16 protein-coding genes are annotated in these 18,064 nt (G+C 39.8%); 6 read left to right on the plus strand and 10 right to left on the minus strand.

Going from position 1 to position 18,064, the window contains the following annotated elements; all coding sequences use genetic code 11:
• The first annotated feature begins 32 nt into the window (after window positions 1-32).
• The 3 genes from CAL6303_RS02640 (at window position 33) to CAL6303_RS02650 (ending at window position 2,364) form a co-directional block, all read left to right on the plus strand.
• Entirely contained in the window at window positions 33-671 is a 639-nt protein-coding gene (locus CAL6303_RS02640) for a 4Fe-4S single cluster domain-containing protein (RefSeq protein WP_015196272.1), read from the plus strand.
• Window positions 672-757: 86 nt separating this feature from the next.
• On the plus strand, window positions 758-1,651 hold the full coding sequence (locus tag CAL6303_RS02645; protein WP_015196273.1) for a ChaN family lipoprotein: 894 nt from the start codon (window positions 758-760) through the stop codon (window positions 1,649-1,651).
• 131 nt (window positions 1,652-1,782) lie between these two features.
• On the plus strand, window positions 1,783-2,364 hold the full coding sequence (locus CAL6303_RS02650) for a Uma2 family endonuclease (RefSeq protein WP_015196274.1): 582 nt from the start codon (window positions 1,783-1,785) through the stop codon (window positions 2,362-2,364).
• Window positions 2,365-2,578: 214 nt separating this feature from the next.
• On the opposite strand, the gene CAL6303_RS02655 is transcribed toward CAL6303_RS02650, so the two are convergent.
• From CAL6303_RS02655 to CAL6303_RS02675, 5 genes are all read right to left on the minus strand, one after another.
• Window positions 2,579-3,808: an ATP-binding protein gene (locus tag CAL6303_RS02655; protein WP_015196275.1), complete on the minus strand. Its 1,230-nt coding sequence runs from the start codon at window positions 3,806-3,808 to the stop codon at window positions 2,579-2,581.
• A gap of 24 nt (window positions 3,809-3,832) precedes the next feature.
• Complete coding sequence (locus tag CAL6303_RS02660) at window positions 3,833-6,112, minus strand: ATP-binding protein (protein ID WP_015196276.1); 2,280 nt, start codon at window positions 6,110-6,112, stop codon at window positions 3,833-3,835.
• Between the two features lie 18 nt (window positions 6,113-6,130).
• The gene (locus CAL6303_RS02665; protein WP_238993766.1) at window positions 6,131-7,756 is read right to left on the minus strand and encodes an ABC transporter substrate-binding protein; all 1,626 of its coding nucleotides are present in this window, start codon (window positions 7,754-7,756) and stop codon (window positions 6,131-6,133) included.
• Window positions 7,757-8,015: 259 nt separating this feature from the next.
• On the minus strand, window positions 8,016-8,807 hold the full coding sequence (locus CAL6303_RS02670) for an inositol monophosphatase family protein (protein ID WP_015196278.1): 792 nt from the start codon (window positions 8,805-8,807) through the stop codon (window positions 8,016-8,018).
• A 15-nt stretch (window positions 8,808-8,822) separates the two neighbouring features.
• On the minus strand, window positions 8,823-10,271 hold the full coding sequence (locus CAL6303_RS02675; protein WP_015196279.1) for a BCD family MFS transporter: 1,449 nt from the start codon (window positions 10,269-10,271) through the stop codon (window positions 8,823-8,825).
• A 151-nt stretch (window positions 10,272-10,422) separates the two neighbouring features.
• Here CAL6303_RS02675 and CAL6303_RS02680 point away from each other — a divergent pair, with 151 nt between their 5' ends.
• Both CAL6303_RS02680 and CAL6303_RS02685 read left to right on the plus strand, forming a co-directional pair.
• On the plus strand, window positions 10,423-11,268 hold the full coding sequence (locus CAL6303_RS02680) for a glycosyltransferase (RefSeq protein WP_015196281.1): 846 nt from the start codon (window positions 10,423-10,425) through the stop codon (window positions 11,266-11,268).
• A 78-nt stretch (window positions 11,269-11,346) separates the two neighbouring features.
• Entirely contained in the window at window positions 11,347-12,456 is a 1,110-nt protein-coding gene (locus CAL6303_RS02685) for a glycosyltransferase family 4 protein (RefSeq protein WP_015196282.1), read from the plus strand.
• A gap of 163 nt (window positions 12,457-12,619) precedes the next feature.
• Here CAL6303_RS02685 and CAL6303_RS02690 read toward each other — a convergent pair whose 3' ends face one another.
• Both CAL6303_RS02690 and pyk read right to left on the minus strand, forming a co-directional pair.
• Window positions 12,620-12,913 (minus strand): hypothetical protein, encoded by a 294-nt coding sequence (locus CAL6303_RS02690; RefSeq protein WP_015196283.1) that lies wholly within the window; start codon window positions 12,911-12,913, stop codon window positions 12,620-12,622.
• Window positions 12,914-13,133: 220 nt separating this feature from the next.
• A complete protein-coding gene (gene pyk, locus CAL6303_RS02695) occupies window positions 13,134-14,912 on the minus strand; it encodes a pyruvate kinase (protein WP_015196284.1) in 1,779 nt (592 codons plus the stop codon).
• Between the two features lie 395 nt (window positions 14,913-15,307).
• Between pyk and crtR the strand changes: the two genes are divergently transcribed.
• Window positions 15,308-16,192, plus strand: a complete 885-nt coding sequence (gene crtR / locus CAL6303_RS02700; RefSeq protein WP_015196285.1) for a beta-carotene hydroxylase — start codon at window positions 15,308-15,310, stop codon at window positions 16,190-16,192.
• A gap of 63 nt (window positions 16,193-16,255) precedes the next feature.
• Here the strand turns inward: crtR and CAL6303_RS02705 are convergent, their stop codons facing one another.
• From CAL6303_RS02705 to sppA, 3 genes are all read right to left on the minus strand, one after another.
• A complete protein-coding gene (locus CAL6303_RS02705) occupies window positions 16,256-16,546 on the minus strand; it encodes a hypothetical protein (protein WP_015196286.1) in 291 nt (96 codons plus the stop codon).
• Window positions 16,547-16,584: 38 nt separating this feature from the next.
• Window positions 16,585-16,986: a chorismate mutase gene (gene aroH, locus CAL6303_RS02710; RefSeq protein ID WP_041740198.1), complete on the minus strand. Its 402-nt coding sequence runs from the start codon at window positions 16,984-16,986 to the stop codon at window positions 16,585-16,587.
• Window positions 16,987-17,090: 104 nt separating this feature from the next.
• Window positions 17,091-17,909 carry a signal peptide peptidase SppA gene (gene sppA / locus CAL6303_RS02715; protein WP_015196288.1) on the minus strand — a complete coding sequence of 273 codons (819 nt, stop codon included), beginning with the start codon at window positions 17,907-17,909 and terminating at the stop codon, window positions 17,091-17,093.
• Window positions 17,910-18,064: the final 155 nt, after the last annotated feature.

Consider the following 18,064-nt stretch of genomic DNA (forward strand, 5'->3'; position numbering starts at 1 on the left):
TATTCCCCTCATATCAACAATAAAAGGAAAAAATGACTCAACCCAAAAATCACCCCTATGGTTCCGAAACAGAAATTCCAGATGGTTATCTAAATATCATGGGTTACGTAGATGCATCAGAAGTAAATGGTCCTGGTTCTCGTGCTGTGGTTTGGGTACAGGGATGTTTACGCGAATGTCCTGGTTGTTTTAATTTAGAGTCTTGGTCATTTGCCCCAAATCAACTGATCTCCGTGGATAATTTGGTAGAGAAAATCCTCAAAGACCCTCGTAATCAAGGGGTCACGTTTTCTGGAGGGGAACCATTTTGGCAAGCTACAACCCTGGGAATACTGGCACACAAAATCAAAGCTGCGGGGTTAAATGTGATGTCCTTTAGCGGTTTTACCTTAGAGCAACTTCAATCTGATTATGCACCAATTGGAGCCAAAGACCTATTAGATGAGTTAGATATTTTGATTGATGGTGCTTACGTTGAGTCTTTAGCGATTAATTCTCCGGATTCTCCTGTTTCTTCCAGTAATCAGCGAGTACATGTATTTAATCCGGCTTTAAAGGATCAAATTAATTGGGCAAGTGACCAAATTGAGGTACATATCTTTCAGGATGGCAGTCGTCTAATTACAGGTTATCGTGGTGGCTTGGAATTAACTGAGAATGAAAGCCTGTAATTTTCTCAACAATGAATTCCCATGTGCTTGATTTTTTAATCAGAGTGCCTACTTACTTAGAATATGACTATATAAATTGACAAATTATGAATTATTCCTATAGCTTCTGCAAAAAAATACTCGCTATTTCTCTGGGTTGTTGCTTCGTTTGTGCTGTGCCAACCTATGGGGAAAAAGTAGAAACTGGCTGTGTGACTCAATTTACATCTAGTCAATGTGTTGATAGTGTAGCCAAAGTCATACCAGAACTAGCCAAAGCAGATGTTGTATATCTGGGAGAAACCCACGACAGCGAAAAAGATCATCAGAACCAACTAGAGATCATCAAAGCACTATATCAGCGTCGGCGGAAAATAGCGATCGCGTTGGAGATGTTTCAGCGTCCCTACCAGGAAATCATCAATCAATACCTCAGTGGGAAACTCACAGAAACAGAACTAGTTAAACAAACCGAGTATGAAGAACGTTGGGGTTTTCCCTGGAAATTATACGCACCTATTCTTCGCTATGCCAAAAACAATAAAATTCCAGTTTTAGCCCTCAACACCCCCAGCGAAATTAGCCGCAAAGTCTCCCGCAACGGCTTAGAAAGTCTCACCCCTGAAGAACGAAAACAAATACCCCCCTTCAGTGAAATCCGCACCGATAACCAAGCATACAAAAAGTTAATTACCGATATCTTTAATCAGCATCAAACCAGCAACCCAGGGAACAGCAAAGCCGTCGATAGATTCTTCCTCACCCAAGTCCTCTGGGATGAAACTATGGCAGAAACCATCGCCAAATACATCCAAATTAACCCCCAACACCAAATCATCACCCTAGCCGGACAGGGGCATATTATTTATGGTTACGGCATCCCTAGCCGCGTTCAACGACGACTCCCAGAGAAAAACCCCATTCAAAAGACTTTGCTTCTGAGTGAACCAGATAATAACCCTTTCCCAGAGCAAGCGATCGCTGATATTATCCTCAAATAACACCCCTCCTCCTTTCTCTTCCTCTCTTCTTCCTCTTCTCTGCGAAACTCTGCGCTTCCCCCCGCGCCCCTCTGCGTTAAAAATATTGATAATATATTTATCAAGATTTCCCTCCCCAGCACTAATTCAAAATGGTTGCTAATCCTCAATTTTCATATATGAGTCCCCAAGAATACCTAGAATGGGAAAAAACTCAAGAACTCCGCCATGAATACATCGACGGAGAAGTATTTGCAATGACAGGGGGAACAAAACCCCATAACCGCATTGCAGGTAACTTGTTTACTAAGTTAGATGATTTTTTAGCTGAAAAGGGCTGTGAAGTATATATTTCTGACGTAAAAGTCCAAGTATCGGAATCAGGACCTTATCATTATCCAGATGTAGTGGTAACTTGTGACCAAAGAGATAAAGAATCAATTGATGTGGTGCAATATCCTTGTTTAATTGTAGAGGTGCTTTCTCCATCCACCGCAGCTTTTGATCGAGGGAAAAAATTTACCTGCTACCGTCAATCCAGCACTTTAAAAGAATATGTTTTAATTGAATCAGATGAAATTGCTGTGGAATGTTTCCGTCGTAATGAGCAAGGTTTATGGGTTTTACATACCTACTCAGAAGAGGATAATTTAGATTTGGAAAGTGTGGGAATTTCGATTGCCGTGAAAAAGTTATATCGACAAGTTCGGTTTGATGTGGAAGAGAAAAATTAATACTAAGAAATGAAGATTAAATAAAATGCAAGATTATTTTTTGTGGAGTAGGCATCCAGCCTGCTCAATCAGATTAACGGGCAAGACTTCGGCGCGAGCGCTCAGTCGAACGCTGCCCATTTCACAATAAATTTATTTTATTTAATTGCTATTCCTTAATTTAATTTAAGGCGACACAATTTCTATATTTTTTTGCAAAAATAAATATTTTCATTTAATAAAAATTATTACATTCACTTACTAGGATCGCAAAACAACTACCTACCCCTAACTCGCTGGTTAAGCTAACTTCTCCCCCATGCAGTTCTACAATGCGTCTAACTAAAGTTAGCCCTAACCCCGTACCTTCAAACTTGCGATTGAGATTACTATCGAGTTGGATGAAAGGCTCAAATATTCTTTGAATATCTTCAGAAGCGATACCAATTCCTGTATCTTTGACAAAGATTTGTAGATAATTTCGTTGCTTGATTTTGATTGGATAAATAGCTTCTAAAGTAATAGCTCCTCCTTCTGGGGTAAATTTTACTGCATTATTCAGTAGATTAATTAATACTTGACGAATTCGTCGTTCATCAATGCGGAAATCTGGCAAATCTACAGAAAATTTACTTTTTAGCTGAATTGATTTTCTGGCAGCTTGAGGTTGAATAAATTCGAGACTTTGTTGACATAGGGGTATAATTGCGGTGTTGGTGTAGTTTAATTCAATCTGTCCTGATAAAATTTTAGAGACATCAAGAATATCGTTAATTAATTCGAGTAGATGGTTTCCACTACGTTCGACTGTAGCCAGGGCTTGAAGTTGTTTTTCGTTAATGTCTCCAAAAATTTCATCCTGTAATGCTTCCGTCATCCCTAAAATTGCATTCAGGGGAGTACGCAATTCGTGACTCATGGTAGCGAGGAATTCATCCTTAAGACGGGTACTTTGAATTAGTTCTTCATTAGTTTTTTCTAATGACCGATTCATTTCCTGAAGTTGGCGATTTTGTTCTGCTAATTGTTGCGCTTGCAGATAATTTTCTTGTTTTAATAGTTTTTGTAAGCGATTGAGGTCTAAATGAGTTGCAATCCGAGCTAAAACTTCTTCTGCTTGAAAGGGTTTGGTTATATAGTCTACTCCACCTACAGTAAAAGCTTTTACCTTATCTATTGTTTCATCTAAAGCACTGATAAATATAACTGGAATATCGCAGGTTTTTTCATGTGTTTTTAGGTGTTGGCAAACTTCATATCCGTTCATATTCGGCATTTGAATATCGAGCAGAATTAAAGCAGGGATAGCGTGTTCAATTCCTGTTAATCCTAACTGACCACTAGGAAAAGGTCGCACTAGATAGCCATTTTGTTTTAACAGATTAGTTAGTAAATGTAGGTTGGCGGGTGTATCGTCAATGACAACAATTTCAGCCAGGTTTTTGATGTTATTAATAATATCCATTTTTATTAATTATACTCTTTGATTCTAGGCAATTAGATGTAAAATTTTTTCATATTCAAAGTTGTACAAACAAGTTCCTATCGCTTTAGATAGCGGTGCATTGTAGATTGCAACTTGTTCAAGAACCTGAGCAATTAAATCAAGATTAGAAGTAATGATTGCCTCTTGGAGTTGTTCTAAAAGTTTGGTTGGCAGTTGAGCGATCGCTTCTACGGTTAAAATCTCTTTGGTTGTTGTTTCTGTAGTTTGAATTACTGTCAAGTCTTCGTAAATAAAATTCACACCAAGGTGTTTATGCATTACCTGAAAAATTTCTTCCTCTCGGAAAGGTTTTCTCAAAAAATCATCACATCCAGCAGAAAGTACTACAGCTTTTTCTTCTTCTAATACGCTAGCTGTGACCGCTATAACTGCGGTTGCTTGACCTTTTGTGGTATTTTTAATCCTTTGAGTGGCTTCATAACCATCCATGACAGTCATTCGCATATCCATCCAAATTAGATGGGGTTCCCAGGTTTCCCAAATATTAATTGCTTCTTGTCCATTACTTGCTTCCTGGAGTTGAAATCCCAGAGGAGAAAGCAGTTTAATTAGTAACTGACGATTCAAGGGTTTATCGTCAACTATCAGCAGACGATAGGTTGGTTGATTTGGAGCTAAAGCAATCACGCGATGAGTCGGTTTTCTGGTATCAATCTCGTTGGCATTAACTCTCGTAACTTGAATATCAAAGAAAAATGTTGTGCCTTTTTCTACTTGGCTTTTAACTTGAATATCTCCTCCCATAAGAGAAACAAACTGCCTACTAATCGGTAATCCCAAACCCGTACCTTCTTGGGCTTGTTTTCCAGTTGTGGTTTGACTAAAAGCTTCAAAAAGTTCCCCTAATTCTTCTGGAGCAATCCCAGCTCCTGAATCCTCGACTTCAAAATTTATAGTGTCAGCATCTTCATTTGCAAGTGTATTTTTTTGATGACCAACTCTAATGGAAACACCACCACTCTGAGTAAATTTCAGCCCATTGTTAATCAAATTAATCAGCACTTGACGCAATTTGACTTCATCAGTTCTGATATATTGAGGTACATCGGGTTCATATTCCATGATTAACTGGAGATTTTTTTCTTCAGCTTTGATTTGGAACATATCATGAATATCATCTAGCAACCGGTGGAGGTCAAAGTTTTTAGGGTTCAGGGTAGTTTTTCCTGCTTCAATTTTTGATAGGTCGAGAACATTATTAATTAAAGTTAAAAGATGTTCACCACTACGATAAATAATACCGACATTTTCTTGATTTTCCTTCCCCAGGGCTTGAGAGCGAGTCATAATTTGAGCAAAACCGAGAATAGCATTGAGAGGAGAGCGTAATTCATGGCTCATGTTAGCAATGAAAGTACTTTTAGCTTGGTTTGCTGCATCTGCGATTAATTTTGCTTGTTCTAATTCTGCGGTACGTTCCTTAACTTTTTGTTCAAGAGTTTGGGAGTATTCTTCCAGTTTTTGGAATGAATTTTGCAGTTGTTGAGCCATATAATTAAAAGACTTGGCTAATTCACCCAATTCATCCTCACTATCAGTTGATAAAGATTGATGCCATTCTCCAGCCGCAATTTTTTTCGCTGCATGATTAATGCGGAGGGTTCTGTTGACAATTAGCGATCGCGCTAACCAACGCACGATGACTACTGTGAATCCTAAAATCACTAGGAAAATTCCCAAAGCGATCGCGCTACCGATGATTTCTGTTTGCACGATGGAACTAGCATCTAATTCAATCGCCAAAATTCCTTCTAATCGTCCGAATTGGTCTTTAATAGGGGCATATCCATATAAAACTGGTTGGTTATCTGCATTTTTCAGCAAACTATTCTCGACTTTGGATTGAGATAGGGTAAAGCCTTCTGTGGAGAGAATTGGAGTAACAGTTGCCAAAGATTGACCTATCAAGGGTGTTGATTTGGGAGCATAATTTAAGACAATTTTAAATTGACCATTATTTTGGGGACGCAATGTATAAATATGATTAACTCCGTTACTACTCTCTTGTACGGTTTGGAGTTTTTGCAAGTTGATTTTGTAGAAGGGTCTATCTACATCCTTAGTAGCCAAGGTCAAAGAGTGGTAGTCGCTGTCAACCTGTGGTGCTGTTAAACTCAACAAATCCAAAAGGCGATCGCGCATTGCTTGCTGATGGGCTGTACGAAATTGCCAGTAAAGAGTCGTAGTTAATACCCCAGCCATGAGGGCAATTAAGCCTGAATAAGCTACAACAACTTTAGTACTGAGATTCCAGCGTAACATTGATATTTTCCCCAATCATTATTCAATCCCTAAACTGCCCCGATAAGCCTCTATTTGGGAATTTCGCCCTTTTTTGCTGGTGACTTTTTCCCATTCCCGTTCTAAATACTCCATAGTTTCTTGACGAGTTTTCTTACTCAACAGAAAATCATCTAAAGCAGTATCTAAAATTTCTCGTTCATAGAGGGCATTTTCCGGTACACGCAAATCCAATACCATGTTAGGATTTTTCAGACTCACAGCAATACCACCCAAGTATTTACTGACTACTACATCTTTCATGCCTGATTTTAGCCAGGTTTCACGATTGGTAAATTGAGATATGCGGTAAGGATTAAAACCAGTAACTCCAATTGTGACATCAACATTAGATTGGGCGGGTTGGCTAATGTAGGAAATCAACGCATAACTAGCATCTTTAACTTCCGGTTTGGCTGTAGCATTAATTCCCCCTACCCATCCACCCACTGCACCATAGGGAGCATGATTCACTCCATCAATAGCATAGGGACAGGTAAATTTATCGCAGGGGACTAATTTACCAGTTTTGCGGTCAAGAACCTCTTTGCTACCAGGTAAGATCAAAGCACCAATTTTCTCACTGATTTGTGCATGGGCTGGATCGCTTAACAATGTTCCCACATCACCCCAATCGAGAGTCATCGCACAACGCCCATCAAAAAATAAATCTCTGGCTTGATATAAATTCAGAGTCATTTCTTGTGGTGGTGAATATTTATTAGTTTCTTTGTGGATATCCAAAGCTTTCGCAAAGGCAGCGTTATTAACTAACGGTTTCATCGTTTCTGGATCAAAATAACTGCCCTGTTGAGTTCCCTGACTTTGGAGAAATGGACTCGCTACCGACCAAAACAGCTTATGATTGGCGTGCTTTGGTTGTTTCGCCATACAGGTACCATAGTCCGGTTTACTATCACCATTAAGGTCTTGTCCGTGGAATTTTTTGGCGATCGCAATATAATCTTCCCAAGTGCGGGGCGGTTCTAGTCCGGCTTTTTCTAACAGGTCTGTGCGATAGTAGACCATATGAAAGTCACCATCCACAGGAACAGCATAGATTTTTCCCTTATAGGTTGCCGTAAATTCTCGGAAAAATGGGGCAATATCATCCCATGCCAGCAACTTATCGGCTTTGACGCGCTCCGTTAAATCTTCCAGATAACCAGGCTGGGCAAAATCTGTCATCCATTGTGGCGAGAAAACAACTACATCATACTTGTTAGTTTTGTTTTCAAAGTCCTGTTGCATCGCGGGAAAAACATCTTTGATTGGCAACTTGATCACGTTGACTTTTGCACCTGTCAGTTTTTCAAACTCCCGCGCACGACGTTCAACACCTACCCCAATTGGTTTATCGAAAGTTACAGCAGTGATGGTAATTCCATCAAATCTTTTTTGCTTAGTTGCAGTCTCTACAACATTTTTCATCTGACTAGCATTAGAATTTGGCTGATTTTGGCTACAACCAAGTATATTAAGGATTAACAAGCAAAATGCTATGGAAGCCGAGATATGGGGTTGATAACGATGATTTTGGTTGCTGATTTTTCCCATTGTGTAGCAGTTACCTACATATTCAATATTGTCATCTCTAGTATTCCCATTTGATCCATAATATTTCACTATGTTGCTAAGAATAGTTCTACCTATTCCTTTATGAAAAAAGTATATTTAGACGCAAAAAAGGGTTGTAACTTAATAAGAATATATAGCTATAATCGAAGCTGGATAAAGGTTTATGGATTTTCAAATATACCAAATTTGCGAGAGAATACAAATAAAATAGCCATAGTATCATGTCAAGTAACATAACTGTTATAAAGACGCGATATATCGCGTCTCTACATTATGGGCAATGAACCAGACATAATATGATTTAATTCTATTCCACTAACCCCCTAAAAACACTTTCTAACCTCCCATCACCCAGCACCAAAGTCGCAAAACACACATCACGATAATCAACCCCAACAGCAACCGGAAAAGGTTCCCGATTCAACCCTACCCAAGCACCACCAGATGCTTTTACAATTACCCAAGCTGCGGCAATATCCCAAATTTTGGGAGTTGCTTCAATCCCTCCCAAAACCGCACCAGTTGCCACAGTCAAAAAGTTATAACTGGCAACTCCTAACATGCGGATTTTGCAGGGAAAACCAGGTTGAATAATTCCAGTACTGCGGGAACAAACATTAAAGAAATGGTGTTGACTGGGAATATCTTTACTAGCATGAATTGGTTTATTATTCCTAAAGGCACCTTGGGGTATTTCCAAACCCGAATCACCACCCCAAAAACCATGAAAAGCCTCATTTAAATTTGGCATGTAAACATAACCAAACACGGGTACACCACGATATAACAACCCGATGGAAATACCCCAAATGGGAATTCCACGAGTAAAGTTAGTGGTACCATCCAAAGGATCAACTACCCAACACCATTCATTTTCAGGAAGCACTTTTAATCCTTCTTCAGAGAGGATTCCGTGTTCGGGAAAATTCTTGCTTATGGCTTGAGTAATTGCCGCATCAGCCCATTTATCAGCTTTGGTAACTAGACTACCATCAGCTTTGTTGTCAGCTTGCACCTGTCCAAAATCTTTTAAAAGCTGTTTCCCAACTTCCTCACAAGTAGCTTGGGTGAAGTTGAGAATATTCGTCCAATTAGTCATATAAATCTGAAGTGATTAATCTAATTCTTGTTCGAGGATGGATGCAAAATTTGTGCGACGTAATTCGTTTGCGTCTTTGATATTACGCTGGAATTCACTAATGTTAACTCGACTCAAAATTAGTAATGCCACTAGCATCCCCGCTGCTTGGATAGCAAAGACTAAACCGTAGGATGGAAGTGGTGTATTATTGGTTAAGACTTTTCCCAAATTCAAAACTGCACCACCAGATACGGTTGCTAATGCCCTAGCTAAAGCTTGAGATAAACCCCAAGCGCCAACAAATGTTCCGGCTGTCTCGGTTGCTGTTAAGTCTAGCATTAAGCTGAGAGCGCCTGTAGTGGTGGCACCGGAAGCTAATCCAAATAGAATTAGAGTTAATTGGAGTGCTTTGGGATTTGCTGTAGTCCCGGCGAAGATGATTAAGATTAAAGTAATAGCAACTGCAATACATCCCAGTTTAACTGTAGTCTTTTTGCCTAAACGTGGTACGATTAATAACCCAGCAGTGGCTAAACCAATTAATGTTCCAGTTCCAAAGAAAGCATTGAGTTTAGTTGTCTCAGCAATAGTCATTTTAAAGACTTTATCCCCGTAGGATTCCATTACTGGATCCTGCATAAACAAGCTAATAGTCATAATCAGTAAAAAGCTGAAAAATATAGCAGTTTGGGGACTTGCTGTGAGTATCTTTAAAGCTTGTTTTAAAGTAATTTTGTCTTCTCGATTGCTAGGAATTGTCCGTTGACTGAAGCGGGAGTATTTTTTCTCAATTCCAAAAGTGGCAACAAAACAAAGTCCGAAAGCAAAAATGGGAACTATGAGAAAAAGTCGATTAATTTGACTTTGAATGACTTCAATGGGAGCATCTAAGGCAATCTGTTTCAGTAAACCACTACTGATGATTGCTCCAATGATAATCCCTACCATCAACATTGACCAGACGATACCTACCAATTTTGAGCGGTTGTCTTCGTCGGAAATATCCACTAGTAAAGCTGTGAATGGTGTTGAACAGGCGCTGATGGCGATACCATATAATGCAAACACCAAACCGAGTAAGCCTATCCAAAGATAGCTTTGCAGATTCCAGCCTGTTTGTAAACTGGCACCAACTCGCCACACTATTTGTACCGCGATGAAAGACGCGATCGCAAACAGACTTGAACCCAACCAAACATAACCTGTGCGATGATAGCCCAAAAAGGGTTTACTATCAGACAGTTGTCCAAAGTATACACGGACTGGCGCGACAAATTGATGCATAGCGATCGCAACTGCCACAATTACAGCCGGAATTTTCAATTCACCAATCATCAACCGGTTAAGGACTCCCAGGGTAAGAATGGACATCATTCCCAACCCTGTTTGGAATAAACCCAGTTGAAACATCGTGAGTATGCTGATTTTCGGTGGTTGACTTGACGTGTCACCTAGAGAGTCTGATAATCTACTACTTCCCATGTTGTCGATATAGCTAATTTATAAACACTCATCTTTAATTTAAGCATAAATGGATTTTCGATAATTATTTCTGGAAGTTTGCAGATGTTAGCGCTAAACAAACGTAAATAATTCATCAGAGTCTTTTACTAATTTTTTACAATATCTATTTATGATTTATTTTTTAACTGTAAATTATTACTCTACAGATTTGCTCAAAAAACTAATTACTTCCCTGCTGAATCAGGAAAAATTGGAGTTTAAGTTGATAGTGGTGAATAATTCTCCTGATGATGATTCCCTTGATTCGATTAGAAGTGAATCTGTGTTGATTTTTGATGCTGAATCTAATTTGGGTTTTGGTAATGCCTGTAATTTGGGTATTCGCTGGATTTACACTCAAGATACTCAAGCTATTATCTGGATTATTAATCCTGATGCTTTTTTGCCAGAAAATATTCGGTTTAACCCTCGGATGTTTTTTCAGTTGCATCCACATATATCGATTTTAGGTACGATTATTCATACTACTGCTGGGAAGGTTTGGTTTGCTGGTGGCAGTTTTTTCTCAGGGGTGGGAGAAATTGCTGAAAAGGATTTTTTGAGTAATAGTGATGTGGACTATGTTACTTGTGATTGGGTTTCTGGTTGTAGTTTAATGATCAATTTGAGGAATTTTTTGGAATGTCCTTATTTCGACGATGATTATTTTTTATATTATGAGGATTTTGATTTTTGTCAGCGATATCGTCAGGAAGGACATGTTGTAGCGATTACTAAGAATGTGGATGTTTTACATGTTCCTTCTTCGATTACTAATCGTAATGTTTTTAATAAGGTTAATCATAGTACTTATAGTTATTTGTTGAGTTTGGAACGCTATACAAATGGGTTTATTTTTGGGTTAAGGTTGCTGAGGTTGTTGGGTTTGGCAATGGTTTTGATGTTGTTTAAACCTCAGACTGGTTTGGCTAAGTTGAGCGGTGTTTGGCGTTTTTGGAGAAGGGATGAGAGTTAATATTTTAACGCAAAGAGCGCGGAGGTAAGCGCAGAGTTTCGCAGAGAAGAGAGAAGAGAGAAGAGAGGAGGGGAAGAGATGGGTGGTTTGTTGGTTAATTTGTCGGTTGTTTTTTCTCAACCTACGGGAATTAGTAATTATGCTACTAATCTTTTCCCGGTTTTGAGGGGGTTGAATCCAATTTTGTTGAGTTCTCAGGATTATTCTGGTTTTGAGTGTTTTTCAATTCCGGGTGATATGACTCCTGCACAGGGTTCGAGGGGACATTTTAAAAGGTTACTTTGGACTCAGTTGGAGTTGCCCAAAATCTATAAAAATCGAGATTCTAAGTTGTTGTTTTCTCCGATTCCGGAAGCACCAATTTATAGCCACTGTCGCTATATTGTGCAGGTTCATGATTTGATTCCTTTGCGTTTTCCGAAGTTTTATTCGCCGTTAACTCAATATTTTCGCTATTATGTTCCTCAAGTTTTAAAGCAAGCACAACATATTATTTGTAATTCTCAATCGACTGCTGATGATATTGTTAGGTTTTATCAGGTTCCAGTTAGTAAAATTACTCCGATATTATTAGGTTATGATGCTAATCATTTTTGTCCTACTGTAAAATCTGAGGGTGAGTTAGCTACTCAAAAAAATCCCTATTTTCTCTATCTGGGTAGACATGATCCTTATAAAAATCTGCCAAGGTTGATTACTGGGTTTGCGGCATTAGTGAAGAATCATCCCTCTGCTGATGTGAGGGAGTATGAATTATGGTTGGTGGGTTCAACTGATAAACGGTTTACACCAATTTTAGAAAGTCAAATTAGGGAGTTGGGTATTACTGAGCAGGTGAAGTTTTTGAATTATGTAGCGTATGACTATTTACCCATTTTAATCCAGAATGCGATCGCACTTGTGTTTCCGAGCCTATGGGAAGGTTTTGGTTTCCCTGTTCTCGAGGCTATGGGTTGCGGTACTCCCGTTATCACCTCTAATTTGTCTTCTCTCCCCGAAGTGGCAGGAGATGCAGCAATTTTGATCAATCCCTACAACACCCAAGAAATTACGGATGCTATGCTAAAAATAGCCGTTGATGGAGAAATGCGATCGCATCTTTCCCAACTGGGTTTAAAACAGGCTAAAAATTTTAGTTGGGAAAAAACCGGAGAAGCTACAGCGGAAGTTTTAAAGATGTTTATGTAATTTAAGAAATCTATAGGACTCATATTTGATTTTTGAAAAGATACGTAGGGTGTGTTAGCGACAGCGTAACGCACCAAACCCTTGAGAATGGTGCGTTACGCGAAACGCTAACGCACCCTACAAATACCTAATTTTGTTCAAAAATCAAACCGGATTCCTATATCTAATATAAGTAATTTTCCAGGACGATTTTTACACCTGTTTTCCAAGCTGTTTCAGCTAACTTATCCATAAACTCAAACTCAGGTTTCGTAGTATGAAAAGGCTTAATTCCTAATTCTTGTATTTTATATTTTTTTTCCAGTTTGATATTTTCTGGTAACTGACAAATTCCTAGATCTTTTGCTTTGACATTTTTGATCCAAAACTCATTACCAAAGAATGGTGGATTGTCAAATAAAGCAGCGTATAGTTCTTCTTCTTTGAGGAAAAATTTAATTTCGTGAGCAAAAGCCATAATTTTTATCCTATAACTCTTGATATTGTCATCTTTTCACATAATATATAACAACTCAAATATAGTTTCTCTAAATAAAATTAGCCATCACTACTAACTTCTTTGCCTCAACTAGATTTTAAAGTTCCACAAAAGAAATGATCAGAAATCTCAAGACCCCCGACTTCTTCAACAAGTCGGGGGTCTGAATATTCATGAGATTGTGCTGTATCTCCCATCTTCACCCTGTGACGACTGTACCTCCAACTGCACCGGAGTAAACTAAACCTCGCTGAATATCCATTGTTAAAATTGTGCCATCACGTACTATCTCTGTTACTGCTTTCACCCCTACAATCACGGGTACACCCAAACGCATACCGATAACAGCCGCGTGACTTGTAAGACTTTCTTCTTCAGTAATAATACCTGATGCTTTGCGAATCGCATCGACAAAATCTGCACTTGTGCGCGAGACAACTAAAATATCACCATTATTAAAATTACTTGCATCTAAGCTGCTGTGGGCAACTCTAGCACGACCAGTTACAGAACCTTGTCCCAAACCGATACCATGTCCTAAAACTGCTGTGACAACTTCAACCTTGATTAAGTCGGTGGAACCTGAAACCCCTTGTAAGGTTCCTGCTGTCATTACGACTAAATCACCTTCTGATACTAATTTATTTTCTAAAGCCACATTCAAAGCAGCTTGAAAGGTTTGTCCCGCAGATGGTAATTCCAATACTAACAACGGTTTGACACCCCACACCATTTGTAGCTGACGTGCCACGTTGACATGGGGGGTGACAGCTAAAATTGGTGTTTGTGGGCGAAATTTAGACACATTTCTGGCTGTGGAACCTGTTTGTGTCAACGACATAATCGCCGCTGCACCTAATTGTTCGGCAATTTGTCCTACTGCTTGGCTAATGGCGTTGGGAATCGAACGTCGAGTATCTCCCTTTCGTGCATTGGTATTTTCATATGCTTCCTGTTCGATACGTTCGGCAATTCTTGCCATGGTTGCTACTGCTTCCACTGCAAATTTACCGACGGCTGTCTCGTTGGATAACATTACTGCATCAGTGCCGTCCAAAATTGCGTTTGCCACATCCGACACCTCAGCGCGGGTAGGACGGGGATTATTCACCATACTATCCAACATCTGGGTAGCGGTGATGATGGGGATGCCAAGGCGATTAGCGGTGGCAATCAGACGCTTTTGGAGAACGGGGACATCTTCGGCAGGTAATTCCACACCCAAGTCACCCCGCGCTACCATGACACCATCACAAAGTGCCAACACTGCTTCCATTTGTTCGATGGCTTCGTGTTTCTCGATTTTGGCAATCACTGGAACTTGTTTCCCGGTGCTGGAAATTAGTTCTTTAATTTCGATGATGTCTTGGGGGTTGCGAACAAAGGACAATGCTACCCAGTCAACACCTTGATCTAAACCAAACATCAGATCTTCACGATCTTTGTCTGTCATGGCTTTGATGGAGAGGTAAACACCGGGGAAGTTGACACCTTTGCTGTTGGAAAGGGTTCCACCAACCGTCACCCGACAATGTAAATCTCCTTTTTCCTTATTTATATCCTCAACTACCATTTCTACCCGTCCATCATCTAACATGATGCAGGCACCTTTGGGGACTTCTTCCGCCAGATAGTCGTATGTCACACAGCTAATATCTTGATTTCCCACTACTGGACGGTTTGTGAGGGTGAAGCGATCGCCTTTTGCCACAACTATCGACCCATCCTCAAATTTACCCAAACGGATTTTGGGACCTTGTAAATCTTGAAGAATACCAACTGGTTGATTTAGTTCAAAGGCTGTTTGTCGAATCAAACGAATGCTACGCTGATGATCGGCATGGGAACCATGGGAAAAATTCAGCCGTAGGGTTGTCGCACCTGCTTCGATAATTGCCTTCAGCATTTCTGGACTACTAGTTGCAGGTCCAACTGTAGCGACAATTTTGGTACGGCGAATCGAATCTCGTAATTGCATAGGGAGGGGGAATTAATGATAGGAAGCTATCTGGGAATCATCGTAAAACTAAACTTACCAGCTTTTTGTTCCTGCCGATATTTTAAACGGGGGTGTCACACAGACCTCGCCTTGTAATGGCAAGACTTCGTTAGGGTTTAGGGATCTTAGGTTAGGTATGGAGGAAACTTACTTGCGACTTGTTTTAATCACTCAGCATTTAGCATAATTTCTCTACAGTAGACCTGTAAAGTCTCCTGGAAATGGCAGGCTGTAATCCCTCTTATTCATAACCTATAGTCCAATTTTCTATCGGTTATATGAAGATATTAAATTAATCTTGCCTACACAAAACTTTATTATTGGTCGGATTGTGTCGTATATTCGTAATATTTGATGGTTTGAAGGAGTTTGTAATGCTCACGTCGGAGGCACCAAAGCTACTGACTGTCCCACCAAAGGAATTATTAATGCCTCCGGGGGGTTTTAACCCAACGCTGCTGATGTTCTTAGGCGCGATTGGTTTAGTCATTCTGTCTGTTTGCGGTTATTGGTCTTGGGGATGGCAACACTGGGTTTGCTTTGGCTTAAATGTTTTGGCACTACACATCTCTGGAACTGTCATCCATGATGCTTGTCACCAAGCCGCACACAGCAATAAGATTATTAATTCTATGTTGGGACATGCCAGCGCCATCATGCTGGCATTCGCTTACCCCGTATTTACACGAGTACACTTACAACACCACGGTAATGTTAATGACCCCAAAAATGACCCTGATCATTTTGTTTCTACAGGTGGTCCACTATGGATGATTGCTGTACGCTTTTTCTATCATGAAATATTTTTCTTCCAGCGCAAGCTGTGGCGAAAATATGAGTTATTGGAATGGTTTCTCAGTCGTTTGGTTGTGGGATTAATTGTCTATTTTGCCGCGCAACACGGCTTTTTAGGTTATGTCCTCAATTTTTGGTTTGTTCCTTCTCTGGTGGTGGGAATTGCCCTAGGATTGTTTTTTGACTATCTCCCACATCGCCCTTTTGAAGAGCGTAACCGCTGGAAAAATGCTCGTGTCTATGCGAGTCCAATTTTGAATATCCTGATATTAGGTCAAAATTATCACCTAGTTCATCACCTTTGGCCCTCTGTGCCTTGGTATAAATATCAACAAACTTATTACTTAATGAAACCTACATTGGATGCAAAAGGTTCTCCCCAATCCCTGGGGCTATTGAGTAAGAAAGACTTTCTCGGATTTATGTATGATATTTTTCTAGGGATTCGTTTTCATAAGCATTGAACTCAAAACGCGATCGCATTCTCTGGAAAATAGATGAAATGCGATCACGTTTCCCAAAATTATCTAAATCTCCGCCGAAATACTCTGAGCCTGAATTAACTCAATATTGCTAGCAAATTCTAAACGATCAAGAGATTCGGTAAAAAAGATAAACCCTTTGTACGCGGTCGCATATTTGTAAATTTTTGTGAAGAATCCTTCGACCGTGACAATTACCAATGGCTCCGGGTTTTTGGCGATAATACTCAAAAAATCCTCGCACTTGAGACGCACACCTGTACCTCTATCAGTGAATATTGTTCCAAAAGCTACATTAGATTGAGATTGTCCAGAACCATTACCTGAAAATTTCATATTTTCTTAAGTATTTTCACTGGGAATACATGCGTATTCTAAACCTTGGTTTCCACGGCTGACTGTGATGGATGTAACGACTGTGGTAAACTCCAGTCTGGACGAAGGTTTTTAGCTTTTTGCAGATAAATATGTTGAACAGGAAAAGAGGTTGGTAATTGAGCGTGAATGAGAAAGCGAATGCAGCGTTCTAAACTACCCTGGACATACATTTGTTGAACATCCAGCATTGGTACTGTATCCCAGAACGGACGCGATCGCGCGATCGCAGCGGGGAAAATGGCATCCAAATCCCGTGTCACCGAAAAAGTGACGCTGAGAATTTCATTCGGATGTAAACAATTTCGAGTTTGCAACTCATCCAGTAGTTCTGTAACTGCTTCACGCATTGCCTCAACCGTATTTTCCCTAACGGTTGTCGCACCCCGAATTGCCCGCATTTGCCACTCTACATCCACGAAAATACCCTCCTTAAATCAGTTATCAGTTACCAGTTATCAGTTACCAGCTATCAGTTATCAACTTTGTTCCCTGTTCCCTGTTCCTAAGCTTTATAAATCCACAAAGGTAAACCACTAGTAGATAGTTCAAAGTTCAGCCAATCAATTCCAGATTTTATGGTTCCTGTTTGTTGTTTACCTTGAAGAACTCTACTTAACAAAGGTTTACGTTCTTCGAGAGTAAAACAGGGAGTTTTTTCTGGATCTAAATTGACCAATTCACAAGCCCAGCGACGCGCATCTTCTTCAGAGCCTAATTTATCAACTAAACCTAATTCTACGGCTTGTTGACCAGTAAAAATCCTCCCATCGGCGAAACTGCGAACTGTTTCCTCCGATAAATTTCGACCTTCGGCAACTGTACCCACAAATTGACTGTAGCTAGAGTCAATTAAGTCTTGGAGAATTATTTGTTCTGGTTGAGTTAATTCTCTATCGAAAGACAAAATATCCTTGTAGGGACCGGATTTGATGACTTTAAAGGAAACACCAACTTTTTCTAATAGTCTTTCCAAATTATTGCCACGGAGAATTACGCCGATACTGCCAGTAATGGTTCCAGGGTTTGCCATAATGTGATGGGCACCCACACCAATATAGACACCCCCAGAAGCCGAAATATTGCCAAAGCTAGCAATAATTTTGACCTTTTCTCCTAAGCGCTTCAAAGCACTATAAATTTCTTGGGAATCTCCGACTGTTCCACCAGGACTATCGATACGTAGGAGTAAAGCGGGAAATTTCTTCTCTTCAACCGTTTTTAACGCTTCTAATACTCGCTTGCGTGTTGCACCTGCAATCGCACCTGTAATTTCAATTCGAGCGATCTGTTTACTTAACCTGGGCTTAAAGGGCCAAACCATGAGTAATTAAAAAAACTTATAACAATTCAAATATAGATCATCATAGGGAACAGGGAATGATTAATGAGTAATGGGTTTAATTGAATTTGCGGAATTCCCCATGCTTCTATAAGCTGTGGATGCATAGTAACGTGCGCTTGTAGAACAAATTAAAC

It is taken from the genome of Calothrix sp. PCC 6303 (genome assembly GCF_000317435.1).
Lineage (GTDB): Bacteria > Cyanobacteriota > Cyanobacteriia > Cyanobacteriales > Nostocaceae > PCC-6303.

Bases quoted from the DNA above. Each gene is read 5' to 3' on its own strand.
- CAL6303_RS02640 (WP_015196272.1), top strand. From the start codon at position 33: ATGACTCAACCCAAAAATCACCCCTATGGTTCCGAAACAGAAATTCCA.
- CAL6303_RS02645 (WP_015196273.1), top strand. From the start codon at position 758: ATGAATTATTCCTATAGCTTCTGCAAAAAAATACTCGCTATTTCTCTG.
- CAL6303_RS02650 (WP_015196274.1), top strand. From the start codon at position 1,783: ATGGTTGCTAATCCTCAATTTTCATATATGAGTCCCCAAGAATACCTA.
- CAL6303_RS02655 (WP_015196275.1), bottom strand. From the start codon at position 3,808: ATGGATATTATTAATAACATCAAAAACCTGGCTGAAATTGTTGTCATT.
- CAL6303_RS02660 (WP_015196276.1), bottom strand. From the start codon at position 6,112: ATGTTACGCTGGAATCTCAGTACTAAAGTTGTTGTAGCTTATTCAGGC.
- CAL6303_RS02670 (WP_015196278.1), bottom strand. From the start codon at position 8,807: ATGACTAATTGGACGAATATTCTCAACTTCACCCAAGCTACTTGTGAG.
- CAL6303_RS02675 (WP_015196279.1), bottom strand. From the start codon at position 10,271: ATGGGAAGTAGTAGATTATCAGACTCTCTAGGTGACACGTCAAGTCAA.
- CAL6303_RS02680 (WP_015196281.1), top strand. From the start codon at position 10,423: ATGATTTATTTTTTAACTGTAAATTATTACTCTACAGATTTGCTCAAA.
- CAL6303_RS02685 (WP_015196282.1), top strand. From the start codon at position 11,347: ATGGGTGGTTTGTTGGTTAATTTGTCGGTTGTTTTTTCTCAACCTACG.
- CAL6303_RS02690 (WP_015196283.1), bottom strand. From the start codon at position 12,913: ATGGCTTTTGCTCACGAAATTAAATTTTTCCTCAAAGAAGAAGAACTA.
- pyk (WP_015196284.1), bottom strand. From the start codon at position 14,912: ATGCAATTACGAGATTCGATTCGCCGTACCAAAATTGTCGCTACAGTT.
- crtR (WP_015196285.1), top strand. From the start codon at position 15,308: ATGCTCACGTCGGAGGCACCAAAGCTACTGACTGTCCCACCAAAGGAA.
- CAL6303_RS02705 (WP_015196286.1), bottom strand. From the start codon at position 16,546: ATGAAATTTTCAGGTAATGGTTCTGGACAATCTCAATCTAATGTAGCT.
- aroH (WP_041740198.1), bottom strand. From the start codon at position 16,986: ATGCGGGCAATTCGGGGTGCGACAACCGTTAGGGAAAATACGGTTGAG.
- sppA (WP_015196288.1), bottom strand. From the start codon at position 17,909: ATGGTTTGGCCCTTTAAGCCCAGGTTAAGTAAACAGATCGCTCGAATT.